At 69.4% G+C, this 22,059-nt stretch carries 19 protein-coding genes; 5 read left to right on the forward strand and 14 right to left on the reverse strand.

Features of this window, described 5'->3' with window-relative positions:
* Positions 1-99: 99 nt before the first annotated feature.
* From metK to pyrR, 13 genes are all read right to left on the reverse strand, one after another.
* Positions 100-1,293 (reverse strand): methionine adenosyltransferase, encoded by a 1,194-nt coding sequence (gene metK, locus ABZ717_RS10905; RefSeq protein ID WP_358508196.1) that lies wholly within the window; start codon positions 1,291-1,293, stop codon positions 100-102.
* Positions 1,294-1,581: 288 nt separating this feature from the next.
* Positions 1,582-2,784: a bifunctional phosphopantothenoylcysteine decarboxylase/phosphopantothenate--cysteine ligase CoaBC gene (coaBC, locus tag ABZ717_RS10910; protein ID WP_067606423.1), complete on the reverse strand. Its 1,203-nt coding sequence runs from the start codon at positions 2,782-2,784 to the stop codon at positions 1,582-1,584.
* Positions 2,785-2,896: 112 nt separating this feature from the next.
* Positions 2,897-3,163 (reverse strand): DNA-directed RNA polymerase subunit omega, encoded by a 267-nt coding sequence (gene rpoZ, locus ABZ717_RS10915; RefSeq protein ID WP_358508198.1) that lies wholly within the window; start codon positions 3,161-3,163, stop codon positions 2,897-2,899.
* A gap of 133 nt (positions 3,164-3,296) precedes the next feature.
* Positions 3,297-3,887 carry a guanylate kinase gene (gene gmk, locus ABZ717_RS10920; RefSeq protein WP_358508200.1) on the reverse strand — a complete coding sequence of 197 codons (591 nt, stop codon included), beginning with the start codon at positions 3,885-3,887 and terminating at the stop codon, positions 3,297-3,299.
* Positions 3,888-4,207: 320 nt separating this feature from the next.
* On the reverse strand, positions 4,208-4,531 hold the full coding sequence (gene mihF / locus ABZ717_RS10925; RefSeq protein WP_017546565.1) for an integration host factor, actinobacterial type: 324 nt from the start codon (positions 4,529-4,531) through the stop codon (positions 4,208-4,210).
* A 392-nt stretch (positions 4,532-4,923) separates the two neighbouring features.
* Positions 4,924-5,631: an orotidine-5'-phosphate decarboxylase gene (pyrF, locus tag ABZ717_RS10930; RefSeq protein WP_358508202.1), complete on the reverse strand. Its 708-nt coding sequence runs from the start codon at positions 5,629-5,631 to the stop codon at positions 4,924-4,926.
* 304 nt (positions 5,632-5,935) lie between these two features.
* A complete protein-coding gene (locus tag ABZ717_RS10935; protein ID WP_358508204.1) occupies positions 5,936-6,871 on the reverse strand; it encodes a dihydroorotate dehydrogenase in 936 nt (311 codons plus the stop codon).
* Positions 6,872-6,940: 69 nt separating this feature from the next.
* On the reverse strand, positions 6,941-7,840 hold the full coding sequence (locus ABZ717_RS10940; protein ID WP_358508205.1) for a dihydroorotate dehydrogenase electron transfer subunit: 900 nt from the start codon (positions 7,838-7,840) through the stop codon (positions 6,941-6,943).
* Positions 7,841-7,927: 87 nt separating this feature from the next.
* A complete protein-coding gene (carB, locus tag ABZ717_RS10945) occupies positions 7,928-11,236 on the reverse strand; it encodes a carbamoyl-phosphate synthase large subunit (protein WP_358508207.1) in 3,309 nt (1,102 codons plus the stop codon).
* A gap of 15 nt (positions 11,237-11,251) precedes the next feature.
* Positions 11,252-12,394 (reverse strand): glutamine-hydrolyzing carbamoyl-phosphate synthase small subunit, encoded by a 1,143-nt coding sequence (gene carA, locus ABZ717_RS10950; RefSeq protein WP_358508209.1) that lies wholly within the window; start codon positions 12,392-12,394, stop codon positions 11,252-11,254.
* Positions 12,395-12,438: 44 nt separating this feature from the next.
* The gene (locus ABZ717_RS10955; protein WP_358508211.1) at positions 12,439-13,740 is read right to left on the reverse strand and encodes a dihydroorotase; all 1,302 of its coding nucleotides are present in this window, start codon (positions 13,738-13,740) and stop codon (positions 12,439-12,441) included.
* Between the two features lie 90 nt (positions 13,741-13,830).
* Positions 13,831-14,739, reverse strand: coding sequence for an aspartate carbamoyltransferase catalytic subunit (locus tag ABZ717_RS10960; protein ID WP_358508213.1), 909 nt, complete (start codon positions 14,737-14,739; stop codon positions 13,831-13,833).
* Positions 14,739-15,413: a bifunctional pyr operon transcriptional regulator/uracil phosphoribosyltransferase PyrR gene (gene pyrR, locus ABZ717_RS10965; RefSeq protein WP_358508215.1), complete on the reverse strand. Its 675-nt coding sequence runs from the start codon at positions 15,411-15,413 to the stop codon at positions 14,739-14,741. Before pyrR ends, ABZ717_RS10960 begins: the two co-directional genes overlap by 1 nt.
* Positions 15,414-15,915: 502 nt before the next feature.
* Between pyrR and ABZ717_RS10970 the strand changes: the two genes are divergently transcribed.
* Both ABZ717_RS10970 and ABZ717_RS10975 read left to right on the forward strand, forming a co-directional pair.
* The gene (locus tag ABZ717_RS10970) at positions 15,916-16,410 is read left to right on the forward strand and encodes a transcriptional regulator (protein WP_013154123.1); all 495 of its coding nucleotides are present in this window, start codon (positions 15,916-15,918) and stop codon (positions 16,408-16,410) included.
* A 310-nt stretch (positions 16,411-16,720) separates the two neighbouring features.
* Positions 16,721-17,332, forward strand: a complete 612-nt coding sequence (locus ABZ717_RS10975) for a GNAT family N-acetyltransferase (protein WP_358508217.1) — start codon at positions 16,721-16,723, stop codon at positions 17,330-17,332.
* On the opposite strand, the gene metF is transcribed toward ABZ717_RS10975, so the two are convergent.
* The gene (metF, locus tag ABZ717_RS10980; protein ID WP_358508251.1) at positions 17,247-18,179 is read right to left on the reverse strand and encodes a methylenetetrahydrofolate reductase [NAD(P)H]; all 933 of its coding nucleotides are present in this window, start codon (positions 18,177-18,179) and stop codon (positions 17,247-17,249) included. The genes ABZ717_RS10975 and metF overlap by 86 nt on opposite strands.
* Before the next feature lie 354 nt (positions 18,180-18,533).
* Here metF and ABZ717_RS10985 point away from each other — a divergent pair, with 354 nt between their 5' ends.
* From ABZ717_RS10985 to ABZ717_RS10995, 3 genes are all read left to right on the forward strand, one after another.
* On the forward strand, positions 18,534-19,610 hold the full coding sequence (locus tag ABZ717_RS10985) for a polyprenyl synthetase family protein (RefSeq protein ID WP_358508219.1): 1,077 nt from the start codon (positions 18,534-18,536) through the stop codon (positions 19,608-19,610).
* 154 nt (positions 19,611-19,764) lie between these two features.
* The gene (locus ABZ717_RS10990) at positions 19,765-21,039 is read left to right on the forward strand and encodes a DUF418 domain-containing protein (protein WP_358508221.1); all 1,275 of its coding nucleotides are present in this window, start codon (positions 19,765-19,767) and stop codon (positions 21,037-21,039) included.
* A 67-nt stretch (positions 21,040-21,106) separates the two neighbouring features.
* Positions 21,107-22,000 carry an SDR family oxidoreductase gene (locus tag ABZ717_RS10995; protein ID WP_358508222.1) on the forward strand — a complete coding sequence of 298 codons (894 nt, stop codon included), beginning with the start codon at positions 21,107-21,109 and terminating at the stop codon, positions 21,998-22,000.
* Positions 22,001-22,059 lie beyond the last annotated feature (59 nt).

Genomic DNA, 22,059 nt, shown 5'->3' on the forward strand with positions numbered 1-22,059 from the left:
CTGTGTAGTCGTCGAGTGTGGGAGGCATGCAGGGAAATGTCCGCGGACGCGACGAGGGGGCGTGTGACCGCGACCGGTCACACGCCCCCTCGGGGAGCCCTAGGCGCCGACGAAGGACCGCAGCGCGGCGGCCCGGTCGGTGCTCTCCCAGGTGAACTCCTTGAGCTCACGGCCGAAGTGACCGTAGGCGGCGGTGTTGGAGTAGATCGGACGCAGCAGGTCCAGGTCGCGCACGATGGCGGCCGGACGCAGGTCGAAGACCTCCTTGACGGCCTTCTCGATCAGCTCCGGGGCGACCCGCTCGGTACCGAAGGTCTCCAGGAACACGCCGACCGGGTGCGCCTTGCCGATCGCGTAGGCCACCTGGACCTCCACGCGCTCGGCCAGTTCGGCGGCGACGATGTTCTTGGCGACCCAGCGGGTGGCGTAGGCGGCCGAACGGTCCACCTTCGACGGGTCCTTGCCGGAGAAGGCGCCGCCTCCATGGCGGGCGTAGCCGCCGTAGGTGTCGACGATGATCTTGCGGCCGGTCAGACCGGCGTCGCCCATCGGGCCGCCGATCTCGAAGCGACCGGTCGGGTTGACCAGGAGGCGGTAGTCGTCGGAGTCCAGGCCGTAGGCGGCCACGACCGGTTCGATGACGTGCTCCCGGATGTCCGGGGTCAGCATCTCCTCAAGGTTGATGTCGGCGGAGTGCTGGCTGGAGACCACCACGGTGTCCAGCCGGACCGGGGTCTGGCCCTCGTATTCGACGGTGACCTGGGTCTTGCCATCGGGGCGCAGGTAGGGCACCGTGCCGTCCCGCCGAACACTCGCGAGCCGCTCCGAGAGCGCGTGCGCCAGTTTGATGGGCAACGGCATGAGCTCGGGGGTCTCACGGTTGGCGTAGCCGAACATCAGACCCTGGTCGCCCGCGCCCTGACGGTCGAGGGCGTCCTCTTCGTTCTCGACACGCGCCTCGTAGGCGGTGTCGACGCCCTGGGCGATGTCGGGGGACTGCGCGTCGATGGAGACGTTGACCCCGCAGGAGTCACCATCGAACCCCTTGGCGGAGGAGTCGTATCCGATCTGGAGGATCTTCTCGCGCACGATGGCGGGGATGTCGACGTAGGTCTGAGTGGTGACCTCACCCGCGATGTGGACCTGACCGGTGGTGATCAGCGTCTCGACCGCGACCCGGCTGCCGGGGTCGGTGGTGAGCATCGCGTCGAGGATCGCGTCACTGATCTGGTCGGCCATCTTGTCGGGATGGCCTTCGGTGACGGACTCGGAGGTGAAAAGGCGGCGGGACACGTTGCGTGACTCCTTGCAGCGGCTGCTGGCTGACATGGTCGGTGCGGTCCGGCTCGCCCCGGCTTCGCGCCGAGGGCGGTCAATGCCGACCGACGGGGTTGGTTATTCGTCCACTGTAACGGGACCAGTGGGGACGGTCGCCCGTTGGTCGACCTGGCAGGTCGCACACAGGGCCCGTTCGAAGTGTGACGTACTCGGCGGTAGGAATCTAGCGTAACGACATGGGGATTTTCACGCGTCCACCTCGAAGGAGACCGGATTCCCACCGGTGTTCGAGCACGCCCTCTCTCAGGGGGTCCGCCCCGGCGAACGTTCCACCACCAGGTCCCACACACGGTCGGCGAGGTCCTCCTTGGGACCGGTGGGGATGTCCACCACGGTGCCGTCGGCGCCCAGGACGGTCGCCTGGTTGTCCTCGGTGCCGAAGGCGCGTCCACCACCGACCTGGTTGACCACGAGCAGGTCGCAACCCTTGCGGGCCAGCTTGGCGCGGCCGTTGGCGATCACGTCGTCGGTCTCGGCGGCGAACCCCACGATGGTCTGGTCGGTGCCCTCCCTCTCCCGGGTGGTGACCAGACCGGCGAGGATGTCGGGGTTCTCGACCAGTTCGAGCGGGGCCGGGGCCGCGCCGGACTTCTTGATCTTGGACGCGGCGCTGTCGACCGGACGGAAGTCGGCGACGGCCGCGGTCATCACCACGATGTCCGCCGCCGCGCGTTCGGCCTCCATGGCCTCGGCCAGTTCCAGCGCCGAGGACACCCGCACCAGGCTCACGCCGGCCGGGTCGGGCAGGGAGACGTTGGCGGCCACCAGGGTGACGTCGGCGCCGCGCGCCGCGGCGGTGCGGGCCAGCGCGTAGCCCTGCCGTCCCGAGGAGTGGTTGCCGATGAAGCGCACCGGGTCGATGGCCTCGCGGGTACCGCCCGCGGAGATGAGCACGCGGCGACCGGCCAGGTCGGGTTCGGCGGTCCCACGACGCAGGACCAGGCGGGCGGCCTCGAACAGTTCGGCGGGTTCGGGGAGTCGACCTCGGCCGGTGTCGACGCCGGTCAGTCGGCCCACGGCCGGGTCGAGGACGATGGCGCCGCGCGAACGCAGCGTGGCCACGTTGGCCCGGGTGGCGGGGTGTTCCCACATCTCGGTGTGCATCGCCGGGGCGAACACGACCGGACAGCGGGCGGTGAGCAGGGTGTTGGTCAGCAGGTCGTCGGCGATCCCGGCGGCGGCCTTGGCCATGATGTCGGCGGTCGCCGGGGCGACGAACACCAGGTCCGCGGACTGGCCGATGCGCACGTGCGGAACCTCGTGCACCCGGTCCCACACACCGGTCTCGACGGGCTGCCCGGACAGGGCCGCCCAGGTGGGCTCTCCGACGAAGCGCAGGGCGGCTTCGGTGGGCACGACACGGACTCGGTGGCCGGACTCGGTCAGTCGGCGCAGGAGCTCGCAGATCTTGTAGGCGGCGATGCCACCGCCGACGCCGAGGACCACCTGGGGAACGTTCTCTGTGTCACTCACACCAGTTGTTCTACCAGGAGGCGCCCGTCGCACGCCCCTGGCGGGGTGTGCGACGGGCGCCGTGGTACTCGGGCACGTACTCGGGTCAGATGCCCTCGTAGGGCTCCGCGGTGAGCAGACCGGACTTGACCTCGCGCAGGGCGATGGACAGGGACTTCTCCTGGACCTGGGTCTCCACCAGCGGTCCGACGTACTCCAGCAGGCCCTCGCCCAGCTGGGCGTAGTAGGCGTTGATCTGGCGGGCCCGCTTCGAGGCCATGGTGACCAGGCTGTACTTGCTGTCCACCAGTTCCAGCAGGTCGTCGATCGGCGGGTTGGTGATGCCTTCGGCGACGGGCTCGGTACCAGCCACTTTGTTACCCCCAGGGACGGTCTCCGGCTCGTCGACAAGCCGTGACGTTGATTGGATGGAATGGTTCTCGGGGCCCGGTGAGGCGGGTGTGCGCCACCACCGATGTTCGGCGCGGCCGCTGTCACCCCAATTATCACACCTTGGGCGCGGTCATCAACGCTAGCAGCTCGTCGCACACGTCCTGTACGGACGTGTTGACCAGGGTCGTGTCGAATTCCTTCTCCGCGGCGAGTTCGACCTTGGCCACCTCCAGCCTGCGCTGGATGACCTCCTCGCTCTCGGTGCCGCGACCGGAGAGCCTGCGCACCAGCTCCTCCCAGGAGGGCGGGGCGAGGAAGACGTGCAGGGCGTCGGACATGGACTCGCGGACCTGTCGGGCGCCTTGGAGTTCGATCTCCAGCAGGACGGGGGTGCCGGAGTCCAGGCGTTCCTGGACCGGGCCACGCGGGGTGCCGTAGCGGTTGCCGGCGAACTCCGCCCATTCGAGCAGTTGGTTCTCGGCGACGAGGCGGTCGAACTCCTCGTCGGAGACGAAGTGGTACTGGACACCGTCGTGTTCGCCGGGGCGGGGGGCACGGGTGGTCACCGAGACCGACAGCCACACGTCGGGGTCGACCTCTCGCAGGTGCGCGACGACGGTGCTCTTGCCAACGCCCGAGGGTCCGGACAGCACGGTCAGCCGTTTCGCGACGGGGCGGGCGGGGTCCGCGTTCTGCGCAGGCATGTAGATCAGGATTCCATTCGGCGTGTTCGCCGCGCGGTGGGCCACCGGTCCGCCGGGACCGGCCAGGTCCGGCACGGTACCGCGCGGGCGGCTCACGCGGCCGCCGGTGGGCGGGCCGCGTACGGTCGCGGGAGATCCCTTTATACCACCGAGGCCGCGGCGCGATGGACGGAGTGTGACCTGGGGTCCACTCCTTGCCCGTCGGCCGCGGCCTCGGATCACGCTTCCCACCGATGAGACCCCACCGGATGCGGGGGCTCGTCACGCGTCTGTGGGGGACGCGACGTCCGGTGTTCGGCTATCTGCTCCGTACTTCCGAGCTACTTGGTGAGGTCACCGAACTCGCTCTCCAGGGCGGCACGCTGGTTGGTGCCCAGACCCCGGACACGGCGCGACTCAGCGATGTTGAGCCGCTCCATGATCTGCTTCGCGCGGACCTTGCCGACACCGGGGAGGGATTCCAGCAAAGCCGAAACCTTCATCTTGCCGATGACGTCGTCCTTGAGGCCGTTGGAAAGCACCTCGGACAGCGAGATGCCGCCGTTCTTCAGCTTGTTCTTGACCTCAGCGCGCTCTTTTCTGGCCTTGGCGGCTTTCTCGAGAGCCGCGCTGCGCTGCTCGGGTGTGAGGGGAGGAAGGGCCACGCCGGGTCACCTCGGATTTCTACTCGTTTGTAGAGGGCGGACGCCTGCGAAAGTTAGTAGGTCCGACCCCTGTTAGGCAACGTAAAGTGCCCTTTCAGAGGCTATTTCGTTGAAGGAACTACCCAGAGTAGTCGACCAATTGCGTGCAGGTACGAAAACCAGGACTTTCGTCCCGATTGCCGAGCAGGCGAAGCGCACGACCAGCGCAGGTCACACAGGGGTGACCCGGGTCACTCTTCGCCACGGCAATGGGGTTTCGGACACGCCTATTTGATCACCGTCTGTGACCCGCAACTGTGCGTGATGGGACGAATGCGAAGATCCGGAGGGCGATCCGTGCGGCCGGTTCCGGATCCGCGCAGCACAGCGGTTCCGGGACCGGCCACCGGATTTCAGACACGGGCCCCGGCACGCCGTACGGCCGCCGCGATGGAGGCCGCCGCCGCACCGGGGTCCGCGGCACGGGTGATCGGGCGACCGATGACGAGAAGGTCCGCCCCTGCCTCGATCGCCTCCTCCGGAGTCGCGACCCGGGACTGGTCACCCTTGTCCGCACCGGCCGGGCGCACGCCCGGCGTGATGAGGGTGATGTCCGGGCCCACCTCTGCGCGGACCGCCGCCACTTCCTGAGGCGAACACACCAGTGCGCGCGCTCCCGCGCCCACCGAGAGCGCCGCCAGGCGACGGACCGCGTCCCGTGCCGGACCGAGCAGCCCCACCTGCTCCAGATCCGTCTCGTTCATGGAGGTGAGCACCGTCACCGCCGCGATCTTGGTGTCCGGGGCGGCCTCGACCGCCGCTCGGACCATGTCCGCTCCCCCGCTCGCGTGCACGGTCAGGATCGAGGGCCGCAGCCCCGCCACGCTGCGCGCCGCACCGGCCACGGTGGCGGGGATGTCGTACAGCTTCAGGTCGAGGAAGACACCGACGCGGTTGGCCCCGCGTACGGCGCTGATCACCTCGGGCCCGTAGCGCAGGTACAGCTCCAGGCCCACCTTCACCGTGCTGACGTGCGGTGCGACGGCGGACGCCCAAGTGGCCGCGGTCTCGATGTCGCCGGCATCGATCGCGACGGCGATGGGCGCGGAAGGAGCGGTCATGTCGGTCTCTCCAATCGTGTGACCCGGCCGGAGCCCGGGGTCCGGCACTCGTCCGCCGTTCTTACGAACGTGCTTACGAATGCACATCCACTGTCATGTGCACACCGCATGGTGTGCGATTCCCTGGATCGAGCGCTTCATGCACCCGACCCGCGTCACTTCCCCGTAACGGCCTTCCAGTCGGCCGTAGGCGGCTGTTCCCCCTGATCCCTGCTCTGGATGCCGGGCGCGCCCGTTCAGCCACACAGAGCCATCTCAACGCTGTTCAGGCCGGTCAGGGCCTTGCCGCCCGGTGACCCGCGGATCACAACCCCGAGCGGTGCGCGGCGCCCACCAGATCCGAGGCCTTGGGCACCCCCAGAGTCTCCAGCGTCTCGGTGAACTCGCGCAGGACCCGAGTGCACGCGGAGGGGTCCGAGAAGTTCACCGTTCCCACCGCCACGGCGCTCGCGCCCGCCGCCATGAACTCCAACACGTCGGATCCGGTGCGCACACCCCCGACACCGACGATGGGCACGTCGGGGAAGGCCTCGTGGACCCGATAGACGCATCCCACGGCCAGCGGACGGATCGCCGGTCCGGAGAGTCCGCCCATCCCACCGGTCACCGCGGGACGCAACGTGCGGGTGTCCACGCTCATGCCCCGCAGGGTGTTGATCATGGTCAGTCCGTCGGCCCTGGCGCCGACGCAGGCCTCGGCCAGCTTCAGCACGTCCGGGACGTCCACCGCGATCTTGGCCAGCACGGGCAGATCGGATCGGGCGTGCGAGCGCACCGTCTGCACCACCGCGGCGGCCTGGGCCGGGTCGTCGGCGAAGTGTCGTCCGGCGGGGTCGGTCGGGTCGGGGCAGGACAGGTTCACCTCGATGGCGGCCACCCCTTCGGCGTCCGAGACCCGGCGGGCCAGCTCACCGAACTCCCCCACCCCCGAGCCCGCGATGGACACGATCGCCCGGCCGCCCCGGGACAGCAGCCACGGCAGGTCGCGTTCGAGGAACACGTCCACGCCGGGCCCCTGAAGGCCGATGGTGCTCAGCATCCCGCTGGGGGTCTCCGCCATACGCGGGGCCGGGCGGCCCGCCCGCGGCTCCAACATCAAGGACTTGGTGGTGATGGCGCCGATCTCCGCCACGTCGAAGAATTGCGCCAGCTCCCGTCCCGAGCCCGCACACCCGGCGGCGGTCACCACCGGGTTGGGGAGTTCCAGGGATCCGAGTCGGGTCCTGAGGTCTGCGTTCACGTGTCTTCGCTCGCTCGTGGTCGCCCGGACGACCCGCGCCCGGGACCTGGGGTGACTCATCATTGCCGGTCAGGCGATGTCACGGGTCGACTCCGCCGTGCCGGCGGCCCCCGACCCCTTCCAACCGGGTGCGCCCAAGGCGTCGAAGGGGATGGTGCCCACGTCGTCGAACCGCACCCGTTCGCCCCGGAAGACGGGGCCGTCCACGCAGGACCGCACCATCCGCGTGATCCCGTCCTCTCCCACCACCGGGATCACACAGGTCATGCAGATCCCGATGCCGCAGGCCATGGTCTCCTCGACCGCGACCTGCACGGGGACGCCGTGCTTGCCGGCCACCTGGGTGACGGCGCGCAGCATCGGCATGGGTCCACAGGCGTACACGGCGTCGGAGCGGGCGTCCTCGATCACCCGACCGAGGACGTCGGTGACCCGTCCGCGGGTACCGAAGGAACCGTCGTCGGTGGTGAACTCCGCGGTCTCCGCGATCCGGCGGGCGGTGATCGCGCTGAACACCCGATCGGCCGAGGCACCGCCCAGGACGAAGTCCACCCGGCAGCCGCGCCGACGCAGCGACTGCGCCAGTGGGAACAGCGGGGCGCTCCCCGATCCCCCGCCCACCAGCACGCAGTTGACGGGATCCCGGGGCAGGGGGAAGGGCCGACCCAGCGGGCCCACCACGTCGAGCAGGTCGCGCGATCTTCGTTCGGCCAGCCAGGCGGTGCCGGTACCGCGCACCGCGAACAGGAACTCCACGGTTCCGCCGTAGTCGGGTTTGACGTCGTGGATGGCGAAGGGGCGACGCAGCAACGTGCTGGAATGGTCGCCGCCCACCGTCACCGAGACGAACTGCCCGGAACGGAAGCGCTCGGCTATACCCGGGGCGACGACGGTGATGGCGTAGTAGGCGTCCACCCTGCGCACGTTCAGCACGGGGCACCTGACCTGCACCGGTCCGTTGTCGCTCATCTGTGGTGGCAGCCTCTCTGGACTCGCGGCGGTACGGTCCGGGTGCCGCGGGGGTGTTCCCACGGCACCCGGACGCTCCGCTACAGCCTAGGAGTCCTCGCGACTCGCCGTGAGCGCTCGGGCGTGCTCCTGCAAGGAGCGCACCCCCACGTCCCCGCGCACACCGGCCTCGATGGCCTGCACCGCGGCGGCCAGACCCTGGACCGTGGTGACGCTGGGAACGTTCCGGACGATCGCGGCGGTACGGATCTCGTAGCCGTCCAGACGTGGTCCGGCCTGCCCGGCGCTGCCGAACGGGGTGTTGACGATGAGGTCGACCTCCCCGTCGTGGATGAGCTGCACGATGGTGCGCTCGCCGTCGGGGCCGGGGCCCGCGCTGTGCTTGCGCACCACGGTGGCGCGCACGCCGTTGCGGCGCAGGACGACGGCGGTGCCCTCGGTGGCCAGGATCTCCAGGCCGAGGTCGGCCAGGCGCTTGACCGGGAAGATCATCGAGCGCTTGTCCCGGTTGGCGACCGACACGAACACCTTGCCCCGGGTGGGCATCGAGCTGTTGACCGCGAGCTGGGACTTGGCGAAGGCCGCCCCGAACTCCACGTCCAGGCCCATGACCTCACCGGTGGAGCGCATCTCCGGGCCGAGGATGGTGTCGACGCCCTCACCGTGCTTGTCGATGAAGCGGTTGAACGGCATCACCGCCTCCTTGACGGAGACCGGTGCGTCGGCGGGCAGGTCGCCACCGTCGCCCTTGGAGGGCAGCATGCCCTCGGCGCGCAGTTCGGCGATGCTGCTGCCGGCCATGACCCGGGCGGCGGCCTTGGCCAGCGGGACCGCGGTGGCCTTGGACACGAACGGCACCGTCCGGGAGGCGCGCGGGTTGGCCTCCAGGACGTTGAGGACGCCCGAGGCGAGCGCGTACTGGACGTTGAGCAGTCCCCGCACCCCGGTGCCGCGGGCGATGGCCTCGGTGGAGTAGCGGATGCGCTCGATGTCCTCGCTGCCCAGCGTGATGGAGGGCAGGGTGCACGCGGAGTCGCCGGAGTGGATGCCGGCCTCCTCGATGTGCTCCATGACGCCGCCCAGGTAGAGGTCCTTGCCGTCGTAGAGGGCGTCGACGTCGATCTCGATGGCGTCGTCGAGGAAGCGGTCGATCAGCACCGGGTGTTCGGGGCTGACCTCGGCGTTGCGCTCGATGTAGTCGGCGAGCATCGCCTCGCTGTAGACGATCTCCATGCCGCGGCCGCCCAGCACGTAGGAGGGTCGGACCATGACCGGGTAGCCGATCTCGTCGGCCGCGACCTTGGCCTGCTCGAAGGAGTAGGCGGTGCCGTACTTGGGCGCGGGGAGGCCGGCGGCGTCCAGGACCTTGCCGAACTCGCCGCGGTCCTCGGCCAGGTCGATGGCCTCCGGGCTGGTGCCGATGATGGGCACTCCGGCGTCCTTGAGACGTCGGGCCAGGCCCAGCGGGGTCTGACCGCCGAGCTGGACGATGACCCCGACGACCGGTCCGGCGGCCTGCTCGGCGCGCACGACCTCCAGGACGTCCTCCAGTGTGAGCGGCTCGAAGTAGAGCCGGTCGCTGGTGTCGTAGTCGGTGGAGACGGTCTCGGGGTTGCAGTTGACCATGACGGTCTCGAACCCGGCGTCGGAGAGCGCGAAGGAGGCGTGGACGCAGGAGTAGTCGAACTCCACGCCCTGGCCGATGCGGTTGGGTCCCGATCCCAGGATGATGATCTTGGGCTTGTCCCCGGTGGGGACCTCGGTCTCCTCGTCGTAGCTGGAGTACAGGTACGGCGTCTCGGCCTCGAACTCGGCGGCGCAGGTGTCCACGGTCAGGTAGACGGGGTGGATGCCCAGGGCGTGTCGGAGTTCGCGCACGACGTCCTCGGACTTGCCGGTGATCTCACCGATCTGGAGGTCGGAGAAGCCGAGTCCCTTCACCTCGCGCAGCAGCGCGGCGTCGAGTTTGGACGCGGCGGCCAGGGTGCGCGCGGCCTCCTCCAGACGCAGCATCTGGTCCAGGAACCACGGGTCGATCCTGGTGGACTCGTGCAGTTCCTCGACGGTGGCCCCGGCGCGCAGGGCCTGCTGGACCTGGCGCAGACGGTGCTCGGTGGGTCGGGCGGCCTCGCGCACGAGATCGTCCTTGTCGCCGGGCTCGCCCGCCCAGGTCAGGCCCACCCCGGACTTCTCCAGGGAGCGCATGGCCTTCTGGAGCGCCTCAGGGAAGGATCGGCCCATCGCCATGGCCTCGCCCACCGACTTCATGGTGGTGGTCAGGCCGGGGTCGGCGCCGGGGAACTTCTCGAAGGCGAAGCGGGGCACCTTGACCACGACGTAGTCGAGCGTGGGCTCGAAGCTGGCCGGGGTCTCCTTGGTGATGTCGTTGGGGATCTCGTCCATCGTGTAGCCGATGGCGAGCTTGGCGGCGATCTTGGCGATCGGGAAGCCGGTGGCCTTGGAGGCCAGGGCCGAGGAACGGGACACCCGCGGGTTCATCTCGATGACGATGATCCGGCCGGTCTCGGGGTGGACGGCGAACTGGATGTTGCAGCCGCCGGTGTCCACGCCGACCTCGCGGATGACCGCGATGCCGATGTCGCGGAGTTCCTGGTACTCGCGATCGGTCAGGGTCATGGCGGGGGCCACGGTGATGGAGTCACCGGTGTGCACGCCCATGGGGTCGAGGTTCTCGATGGAGCAGACGACGACCACGTTGTCCTTGGCGTCGCGCATCAGCTCCAGCTCGTACTCCTTCCAACCGAGGATGGACTCCTCCAGGAGCACCTCGGTGGTCGGGGAGAGAGCCAGTCCCTGGCCGGCGATGCGGCGCAGATCGTTCTCATCGTGGGCGAAGCCGGAGCCGGCGCCGCCCATGGTGAAGGAGGGGCGGACCACCACGGGGTAGTTCAGGTCCTCGGCGGCGTCCAGGCACTCTTGGATGGTGTGGCAGATGCGCGAACGCGCGGACTCGCCGCCGATGCGCTCCACGATGCCCTTGAAGGTCTCGCGGTCCTCACCGGACTGGATGGCCTCGATGTTGGCGCCGATGAGTTCGACGTCGTACTTGGCCAGGATCCCGGCCTCGTCCAGGGCCACGGCGGCGTTGAGCGCGGTCTGTCCGCCCAGCGTCGGCAGGAGCGCGTCGGGGCGTTCCTTGGCGATGATCTTCTCGATCATCCCGGTGGTGATCGGCTCGACGTAGGTGGCGTCGGCGATCTCGGGGTCGGTCATGATCGTGGCCGGGTTGGAGTTGACCAGGATGACCCGGAGGCCCTCGGCCTTGAGGACGCGACAGGCCTGGGTACCCGAGTAGTCGAACTCGGCCGCCTGCCCGATCACGATCGGGCCGGAGCCGATCACGAGGACGGATGAAAGGTCACTACGGCGCGGCATGCTCTGTACCTCTTACTACTTGGCAGCCGGTGCGGGCTGGGCGGACATCAGGTCGACGAACTCGTCGAAGAGATCGGCGGCGTCGTGGGGGCCCGCGGCGGCCTCCGGGTGGAACTGGACGCTGAACACGGGGCGGTCCAGCAACCGCAGGCCCTCGACGACCTGGTCGTTGAGGCCGATATGGCTGACCTCGGCCCGGCCGTAGGGGGTGTCGAACGGGATGTCGAGCGGTGCGTCCACGGCGAAACCGTGGTTCTGGCTGGTGATCGCCACCTTCTTGGTACGGGTGTCGATGACCGGCTGGTTGGCGCCTCGGTGCCCGAAGGGCAGCTTGTAGGTGCCAAGGCCCAGGGCGCGGCCCAGGATCTGGTTGCCGAAGCAGATGCCGAAGAGCGGCTTGTCGGCGTCCAGGATCCCTCGCATGGCCTTCACGGGTCCGTCGGCGGCCGCGGGGTCGCCGGGGCCGTTGCTGAAGAAGACGCCGTCCGGGTCCAGGGCGAGGATGTCCTCGGCGGTGGTGGAGGAGGGCACCACGGTGACCCGGCAGCCCCGCTCGGTCAGGCGCTGGGGCGTCATGGACTTGATGCCCAGGTCGACGGCGACGACGTGGTGTCGGGCCTCGACGCCCTCGGGCGGCAGGATCTCGTAGGCGGTGTCGGTGCTGACCTGGCCCGCCAGGTCGGCGCCGGCCATGGGGGGCTGTTCGAGGACGCGCGCGAGCAGCGCCTTCGGGTCGGTCTCGACGCTGCTGATCGCGGCGCGCATCGCACCCTTGTCGCGCAGGTGGCGGGTGAGGGCGCGGGTCCCGGTCAGGGCGATGCCGACCACGTCCTGGCGGTGCATCTCGTCGTCCAGGGTGCCCTTCGAGCGCCAGCTGGAGGTGATGCGGGAGGGCTCGCGCACCACGAAGCCGGCGACCCAGATGCGGGTCGACTCGGGATCGTCGTCGTTGACCCCGGTGTTGCCGATGTGCGGGGCGGTCATCACGACGATCTGGCGGTGGTAGGAGGGGTCTGTGAGCGTCTCCTGGTAGCCGGTCATACCGGTGTTGAAGACGGCCTCGCCGAAGGTCTCACCGACGGCGCCGAAGGATCGGCCGTGGAACACGCGACCGTCCTCGAGCACCAGAATCGCCGGTCCACCGATCTCCTCGGACACGTTTGCCCCCTCTGTCGTGCCAGGTCCGGCCTGGGCTTGGTAACTCACTTGATCTTCCCTTCCAGGACGGTCGGTGCGCCGCGCAGGAACGTGGCGATGATCCGACCGGGCAGGCTCATGCCGCGGAAGGGCGTGTTGCCGCTCTTGCCGACCATGGCGGCCGCGTCGACCTCGACGGGCGCGGCGGGGTCGTACAGAACGATGTTGGCGGGTTCGCCGACGGCGAGCTCACGACCGTGCCCGCCGACGCGACCGATGCGGGCGGGAGCGGTGGACATGCGGTCCGCGACCTGTTCCCAGGTGAGCAGACCGGTCTCGACCATGGTCCTGTGGACCACTCCGAGGGCGGTCTCCAGTCCGATCATGCCCATCGCGGCGGTGGACCATTCGGTCTCCTTGGCCTCGACCGGGTGGGGGGCGTGGTCGGTGGCCACGATGTCGATGGTGCCGTCGGCCAGTCCCTCGCGCAGCGCCTGGACGTCCTCGGCGGTGCGCAGCGGCGGGTTGACCTTGTAGACCGGGTCGTAGCTCTCGGCCAGGTCGTCGGTGAGGATCAGGTGGTGGGGGGTGACCTCCGCGGTGACGTCGCAGCCGCGTTCCTTGGCCCAACGGATGATGTCGACCGAGCCCTTGGTGGAGACGTGGCACACGTGCAGACGCGAGCCGACGTGCTGGGCGAGCAGGCAGTCGCGGGCGATGATCGCCTCCTCGGCGACCGCGGGCCAGCCGGGCAGGCCGAGGCGGTCCGAGACGCGACCCTCGTTCATCTGGGCGCCCTCGGTCAGGCGCGGTTCCTGGGCGTGCTGGGCGATGACGCCGTCGAAGGCCTTGACGTACTCCAGTGCGCGGCGCATGAGCAGCGCGTCGGAGACACAGATGCCGTCGTCGGAGAAGACCCGGACCCGGGCGGCGGAGTCGGCCATGGCGCCGATCTCGGAGAGCCGTTCGCCGGCCAGACCGACGGTGACGGCTCCGACCGGACGCACGTCGCAGTATCCGGCCTCCTCGCCCAGGCGCCAGACCTGCTCGACCACCCCGGCGGTGTCGGCGACGGGGTCGGTGTTGGCCATGGCGTGCACGGCGGTGTAGCCGCCCATCGCGGCGGCGCGGGAGCCGGAGGCGACGGTCTCGGCGTCCTCACGGCCGGGTTCGCGCAGGTGGGTGTGCAGGTCGACCAGGCCGGGAAGGGCGATCAGACCGGTGACGTCCACGACCTCTGCCCCGTCGGGGGTCGGCAGGTCGGGACCGATCGCGGTGATCTCGCCGTTCTCGAACAGCAGGTCGACCGGGTCATCACCGAGCGGGCGTGCGCCGCGGATCAGGTGGGTTCCCTGGTTTTCGGGCATGGAGATGTCGGCTTTCTCGTGTTCGTTGAAGTTCGTGGGCGGCGGGAGGGACCGACGAACGCGCGGTGGCGTGTTCGGGCACCCGTTCCGCTAGGAGCCGCCGAGCAGCAGGTAGAGCACGGCCATGCGCAGGCTGACACCGTTGGCGACCTGCTCGGTGACGGTGCAGCGGGGCGAGTCGGCGACCTCGGCGGAGATCTCCATGCCGCGCACCATCGGGCCCGGGTGCATGACGATGGCTTCCTGCGGCATCCGACTCAGGCGTTCGCCGTCCAGGCCGTAGTTGCGGCTGTATTCGCGCACTGAGGGGAAGAAGGAGTCGTGCATGCGCTCGGCCTGCACGCGCAGCATCATCACCACGTCGGACTTGGGCAGTACCTCGTCGAGGTCGTAGGAGATCTCGCAGGGCCAGGTGTGCACCGAGACCGGCAGCAGCGTGGGCGGGGCGACCAGGGTCACGTGCGCGCCCAGGGTGGTGAGCAGCAGGACGTTGGAGCGGGCGACCCGGCTGTGCAGGATGTCGCCGACCACGACCACGCGCAGCCCTTCGAGCCGGCCCAGACGCTCGCGCATGGTGAAGGCGTCCAGCAGCGCCTGGGTGGGGTGCTCGTGGGTGCCGTCGCCGGCGTTGAGCACGGAGCCGTCGACCCAGTTCGCCAGGCGGTGGGGCGCCCCGGAGGCGCTGTGTCGGATGACCACGCCGTCGGCGCCCATGGCCTGGAGGGTGAGCGCGGTGTCCTTGAGGCTCTCCCCCTTGGAGACGCTGGAGCCCTTGGCCGAGAAGTTGATGACGTCGGCGGACAGGCGTTTGGCTGCCAGTTCGAAGGAGGTGCGGGTACGGGTGGAGTCCTCGTAGAAGAGGTTGACCACGGTGCGACCGCGCAGGGTGGGGAGCTTCTTGACGGAGCGGTCCCCCACCTGGGCGAGTTCGCCGGCGGTGTCCAGGATGAGCGTGGCCTCGTCCCGATCGAGGTCACCGGCGGAGAGCAGGTGGCGCATCAAAGGTCCCCTTCCGTGTCCTCGGAGCGCTGGAGGGAACCGGGCCGCGTTCCTTCCTTGAGGGTGGCGGCGGGCGAGGGCCCGAGGAGGACGGCGTCGAGGCCGTCGCTCTCCCGCAGTTGGACGGTGACGCTCTCGCGAAGGGAGGTGGGCAGGTTCTTGCCCACGTAGTCGGCGCGGATCGGCAGTTCGCGGTGGCCGCGGTCGACGAGGACGGCGAGCTGAACGGCGCGGGGGCGGCCGAGGTCGCCGAGGGCGTCCAACGCGGCGCGCACGGTGCGGCCGGAGAAGAGGACGTCGTCGACGAGGACGACGACGCGGTCATCGAGGCCACCGGCGGGGATCTCGGTCTTGCCGAGGGCGCGGGCGGGAGCGAGCCGCAGGTCGTCGCGGTACATGGTGATGTCGAGGGAACCGGCGGGAACGTCGAGGTCCTCGACCCGCTCGATCCGTCGTGCCAGGCGTTCGGCGAGGGGGACGCCTCTGGAGGGGATGCCCAGGAGGGTGACGTCCTGGCCGCCCTTGGTGCGTTCGAGCACCTCGTGGGCGATCCGGGTCAGCGCCCGGTTGATCTCGTTGCCGTCGAGGACGGCTCGTGTGCCTTCGGGTACCTCGGGCACCGACGCGGGAGGTGCGGTCTCGTTGTCGTCCCGCGCGGGTTTTCGCGCATGCAAAGTAGTGACCCCTTCCCTGCCTCACAGAACAGGTCGTTAAAGGATGTCGATCGGGCCCACGCTACCAGCGAGGACTCCGGCACCTTCGGGCGCGCCCCCACCCCCGAAAGCACAAGTGTGATGCTCATCACATCACATGCCACGGATTGCCCAGCAAAGAGTATCCATTTCATGACACTCCGGAATCGCACCCAATCCGTGGGAAACACGAAATTCCCTGCAGGAGTGGGCTTTGCGACCCCCGAGAGCGCCCCACTCGTCCCGACCCCTCCACAAATGAGAGGCGTCTCACCTACGCACGGTTTGGCCACTGATTAGTCGCGTTTCACACCAACGGCTTGACCTGGACACCGACCCCCCTCTACCGTCACTGTCTGTAACCACTACCGGGTGGGGTTGCACCCCGTGACCATCCGCTGGACCGCCCAGGCGGCCCGCCGAGTACGAGCGGACGTCTCCCCCACTCACGCCAGCCACCGTCACGGCCGGGAGCGACAAAAAGATGCCATCCGAATACGCCAAGTCCCTCGGTGCGCGACTGCGTGCCATCCGCACCCAACAGGGCCTTTCCCTGCACGGAGTGGAGGAGAAGTCCCACGGACGCTGGAAGGCCGTCGTGGTGGGCTCCTACGAGCGCGGCGACCGCGCCGTCACCGTCCAGAAGCTGGCCGAGCTCGCCGACTTCTACGGCGTGCCGATGTCGGAGCTGCTGCCCGGCGGCGCCGCGCCCACTCCGCTCGGCCCGACACCCAAGTTGGTGATCGACCTGGAGCGTATGCAGCAGCTCCCGCAGGAGAAGGCCGGTCCTCTCTCCCGCTACGTCGCCACCATCCAGAGTCAGCGGGGTGACTACAACGGGCGGGTGCTGTCCATCCGCCAGGAGGACCTGCGCTCACTCGCGGTCATCTACGACAAGTCCCCAGGCGACCTCACCGAGGAGCTCATCAACTGGGGCGTCCTCGACCCCGAGGCCCGCCGCGCCGTCGACGCCTTCTGACCCCGGGCGCGAAACAAGCACGATCACTCACGAAGAGCCGGGTGCCGTCCGAAAGGGCGGCACCCGGCTCTTCGTGGGTCCGGCCCGGTCGGGCGGCGGCCGGAACGTACGACGAGGCCGGGTAAGGGCTTCCCCTCCCCGACCCGGCCTCGCCTCACCCGCACATCGGCGGGCGTATCGAACTCCTGTTCGATAGACACCAGTTAACACCCCCACGCGCGGAGCGTCAAGGAGAGCCGGGGGGAACAACGGGCGCATCGGCCCCGGGAAAACCAGGTCGAACGGCGGTGCCACCGCCTACTCTGGACCCGTGGCAGTCGACACCGAGTTACGTGAACTCGCCCCCGGCGCCTTCGCGCACGTCGTTCCGGCGCTTTTGGAGGTCTACGAGGCCGCCATGCGACCACCCCCGGAACAGTTGCCGGGCCGGGCCTCCGTCATGCACGGTCACACCCGCTATCCGGGGTTCCGCGCCATCCTGGCCGTCCAGGACGAGCGCGCGGTGGGATTCGCCTACGCCTTCCACGGTGCGAGTGGCCAGTGGTGGCACGACGTCGTCACCACGGGTATGCGCGTCCGAGGGCGGCGGGGCCACCTCAAGCGCTATCTGAGCGACCCCCTGGAGATCGCCGAGGTGCACGTACACCCCGACGCCCAGAACCTGGGCATCGGCCGCCGCATGCTGCACCGACTGTGCGAGGGAAGGCCCGAACGCACGGCCGTGTTGTCCACGCGTTCGGGCCCTTCGGCGGCACGCCACCTCTACCGCTCGTGCGGGTTCGTCGAGGTGCTGGACCCGTTCTCCTTCCCGGGGAGCCCGGACCAGCCCTTCTCGATCATGGCCGCGCGTCTGCCGCTGACGGCCCCTGCCGCTCCGGAGCGATCTCCCGGTAGATCTCCCTGGTGGCCGTGGACTGGTTGAAGGTGATGAAGTGGATGCCCGGCGCGCCCTCCGCCAGCAGCCGCTCGCACATCTTCTGGGCGTGCTCGATCCCGAACGCCCGCACCGCCTCGGCGTCGTCGCCGAAGCTCTCGAAACGCTCGGCCAGCGCACGCGGGAACGGGGCGCCCGACAGCATCTCCGAGCGCCGGATCGAGGCCGTCTTCACCACCGGGAACACCTCGGGGATGATCGGGATGTCACAGCCCCGGGCGGCCACCCGGTCGCGCAGCCGTAGGTAGTCCTCGGCGTCGAAGAACATCTGGGTGATGGCGTAGTCGGCGCCCGCCCGGCACTTGCGCACGAAGTGGTCGGTGTCGACCTCGACGTCGGCCGATCTCGGGTGCTTGTAGGGGAAGGCGGCCACGCCCACGGAGAAGTCGCCGCTCTCCTTGAGCAGGCGGACCAGTTCCTCCGCGTAGGTGAGTCCCTCCGGGTGCTGGACCCACGCGCCGTCGGGGTCGCCGGGCGGGTCACCGCGCACGGCCAGCATGTTGGACACACCCGCGTCGCACAGGCGACCGATGAGGTGGCGCAACTCGGCGACGGAGTGGTCGACCAGCGTCATGTGCGCGACCGGCATCAGCGTGGTGTCGGTGGCGATGCGCTCGGTGGTCTCCACCGTGAGGTCGCGGGTACCGCCGCCGGCTCCGTAGGTGACGGAGACGAACGAGGGACCCAGCGCCTCGATCTCCCGGATGGCCCGCCACAGACGCTCTTGCGAACGGGCGTTGCGGGGCGGGAAGAACTCGAAGGAGAACAGCGGCTCGCCCGAGTCGAGCAGGTCTCGGATATGGCGCGGCCTGGGGGCCGGGCCTCGGGGCGCCACGAGGCGCGTGGGTGCAGCGAGCATGCTTTCCACCCTAGGCCAGGACCTCCGATTCGCGGACACCTCATCTCATGTTTCAAGATACCTATCGGCGACATCGTCTCACGTACCATCATGTGAGACAGGGGGATTTTTACCGGAAACCTCCTGTTCGACCCAGATCTGAACCAAAAGTCCCTATTATGGCGGGTTTTCGCTGATCCGAGACCCCACTCCGAGGGGTGCGCCCGCATCACGACTTGTCCACATTTCGGACACCGAGAATTCCATCACCGGGAACCGGCCCTCACACCCTTGCCCGGCCGCCGAACACCCGGGCCCCTACCCTCTCGACCAGGGACTAACCTGCTGGGTATGGCCCCTTCTACTGCCTTTTCAGCCGTGTCCGTCATCCGTTCCGACGTGGACCGCGAACTGTCCGACTTCTGCGCCGAACACCGTGTCCGGCTGCTGGAGATCGGCCCCGAGCTGGCCCCCGCCATGGATTCCTTGGAGGCGATCGTCTCCAGCGGCAAGCGGCTGCGTCCCACCTTCGCCTACTGGGGGTGGCGCGGCGCGGGCGGGGCCGAGGGCGACGCCAGGATGATCCGCGCGGCCGCGTCCCTGGAGTTCCTCCAGGCCTGCGCGCTCGTGCACGACGACGTGATCGACAACAGCGACACCCGGCGCGGCGCCCCCGCCACCCACAAGCGCATGGCACGGCTGCACGCCGACCAGGGCTGGAGCGGCGACAGCGACGGATTCGGTCGTGGCGCCGCGATCCTCATCGGTGACCTGTGCCTGACCTGGTCCGACGAGATGTACCAGGCCTGCGGGTTCGTGCCGCGGACGCTGCAGGACGGGCGTGCTCCCTTCGACGCGATGCGCACCGAGGTCATGGCCGGGCAGTACTTGGACACCTTGGAGCAGGTCCGCGGCATCGAGACCCGTGAGGCCGCCCTTCGGGTGATGCGGTACAAGACCGCCGCGTACACGGTGGAGCGTCCGCTGCACCTGGGGGCCGCGTTGGCCGGGCGGGGCGAGGAGCTCGCCCGGGTCTACACCGACTACGGCGTCCCGCTGGGGATCGCCTTCCAGCTGCGCGACGACCTGCTGGGCGTGTTCGGCGACCCGACCACCATGGGCAAGCCGGCCGGTGACGACCTGCGCGAGGGCAAGCGGACCCTGGTGGTGGCCGAGACCCTGGCGCGGTCCGGTGAGACCGACGCCGAGCGCTTCCGCTCGCTGCTGGGCGTGCCCGACCTGTCGACGGACTCGGTGGAGTGGATGTGCTCCCTGGTGGAGTCCAGCGGCGCCCTGACCGCCTGTGAGTCGCTGGTCGAGGAGTACTCCGAGCAGGCGCTCGCCGCACTGGAGGACCCGGAGCTGGACGAGGGCGCGCGTGACCCGCTGCGCGAGTTGGTCGTCGCGGCCACCCGCCGCTCCCACTGATCGGCGATCCGCCCGAACCCCGAACCCCGAACCCCGAAGGATTGATTTTGGGGTCTTCGGGGTTTTTTATACCCTTTTTCAAATTACGCCCACAGCCCGATTCCGGCATGAATCGGAATCCACGATAGACCTTGAAACCGGAGCGCTCCCTCCCATGGCCAGAAACACCGCCCCTCTCGGGCCGACCACCACGGCCGAACGGGCACTCGCTCCGGACCTCGCCCGCGGCTTCATGCTGCTCTTCATCGCCCTGGCCAACACGGTCTGGTACCTGGGGGCCGCACCGAACACCGGCATCACCGCGCACCCCACCCCTGAGGGCGCACTGGACGATGTCGTGCAGTTCTTCACGGTCATGGCCGTGGACATGCGCAGCTACCCGATGTTCGCCTTCCTGTTCGGGTACGGCATGGTGCAATTGGCCAGGCGCCAGGAGGCGGCGGGTGCCGACGTCAAGGGCGTCGACGCCCTGCTGCGCCGCCGCAACCTGTGGCTCCTCGTCTTCGGCTTCTTCCACGCACTGCTGCTGTGGATGGGCGACATCCTCGGCGCCTATGGCATGCTCGGGCTGGTCCTGGGATGGCTGTTCCTCCGGCGCAAGAGCGGGACACTGCTCGTGTGGGGCGCCGTGCTGACCGGCCTGCTCGCGCTCCTGTCCGTGATCGTCCTCCTGCTCCTGCCGATCCTCGGCGAGGTCGACATGGGCGATCAGGACGTTCTGGTCACGGCCGCCGACATCGCCGAGACGTCCATCCTGTCCGCCGCGGTCATGCGAATGCTGGCCTGGCCCCTCAGCGTCGGGCAGGGGCTGCTGATCCCGGCCTTGCCCGCCGCAGCCCTGTTCGGGTTCTGGGCCGCGCGCCGCCGGATCCTGGAGGAGCCGGAACGGAACCTGCCCCTGCTGCGCGGGGTCGCGATCGTGGGCATCACCGTCGGCTGGCTCGGCGGTCTCCCCCTGGCGTTGGCCCAGATCGGCGTGTGGGACCTGGCCCCGATCCAGGGGCAGGCGCTGGCCATCCCGCACATGTCGACCGGCCTGTTCTGCGGGCTCGGGTACGTCGCGCTGATCGCCCTGGTGGCGTACCGGGTCCGGGAACGGGGACGAACCCGGGGCATCCTGGTGAGCGCCCTGAGCGCGACGGGGAAGCGCTCCCTCAGCGCCTACCTGGCCCAATCCGTGCTGTGCGCGCCGCTGCTGGCCGCATGGGGCCTGGGGCTGGCCGCGCACATGTCCTCGTGGACGATGTTCCTGTACGCGGTCGGGGTGTGGCTGCTCACCGTGGTGGGCGCCTACGCGCTGGAGCGCGCGGGGCGTCGTGGCCCGGCCGAGGTGCTGTTGCGCCGCCTGACCTACCGGCGCATCACCCGTACGATCGCCCCTGTCACGGGTGGGAACGAGGAGGCTCCCCAAGAGCACACCACCCGCTGACCGATGAGCTCAAAAAGGGGCGTGCCGATGAGCGGCCGGCACGTCCCCATACTCCAGGATGGCTGTCATGGGTGACGATCACATGACAAACCACACCATAGGGGTGACCGGAGCCACGGGAGCGGTGGGCGGGCGCGTGGCCGCCCGGATCGCTCGGCTCGGGTCGACACAGCGATTCATCGTGCGCGACATCAATCGCGCCCCGGAGTACCCGGGCAGCAGCGCGTCGATGGCCGACTACGAGGACGGGGCCGGGTTCACGCGGGCCTGTCGGGGGGTGGACACCCTGTTCCTGGTCTCGGCCACCGAGTCCGAGGAACGAATGGAGACCCACGTCAGCGCGGTGGACGCGGCGGTCGAGGCGGGGGTCTCCCGGATCGTGTACCTGTCGTTCCTCGGTGCGGGCCCGGCCTCGACCTTCACCTTCGCCCGGACGCACTTCTTCACCGAGGCGCACATCAGATCCACCGGTGTGTCCTACACGTTCCTGAGACCGAGCCTGTACCTGGACCTGCTGCCCCATTGGGTGGACGACGAGGGAGTGGTGCGCGGCCCGGCCGGTGACGGTCGGGCCGCGTGGGTGTCCCGGGACGACGTGGCCGACGTGGCCACCGCCGTCCTGACCGACCCCGTGGTGATCGCCGCGTCGGAGCGGACCACCTACGACGTGACCGGCCCGGAGGCGTTGTCGGTGGGCGCCACGGTGGAGAAGCTGGGCAGGCTCACCGGCCGCACCATCCACTACGTGCCCCAGAACTGGGAGGAGGCGCTGGAGTCACGCCGGCGCACCGGAGCCGCGGAGTGGGAGGTCGAGGGGTGGGCGTCGTCGTACGCGGCGATCGCGAACGGGGAGATGGACGTGGTGGCCGATACCGTGCCGAGCCTGACCGGGCACCCGGCGCAATCCATCGAGGGTTTCCTGCGCCGTCATCCGAGCGCGTTGGCGCACGTCGCGGTCTGACATCGGCGGTCTCTTCCCGACCACCGCCGTGCGGAGTGCGCGGTCGAGTTCGGCGGACC

The sequence above is a fragment of the Nocardiopsis sp. NPDC006832 genome, from assembly GCF_040635885.1.
Lineage (GTDB): Bacteria > Actinomycetota > Actinomycetes > Streptosporangiales > Streptosporangiaceae > Nocardiopsis.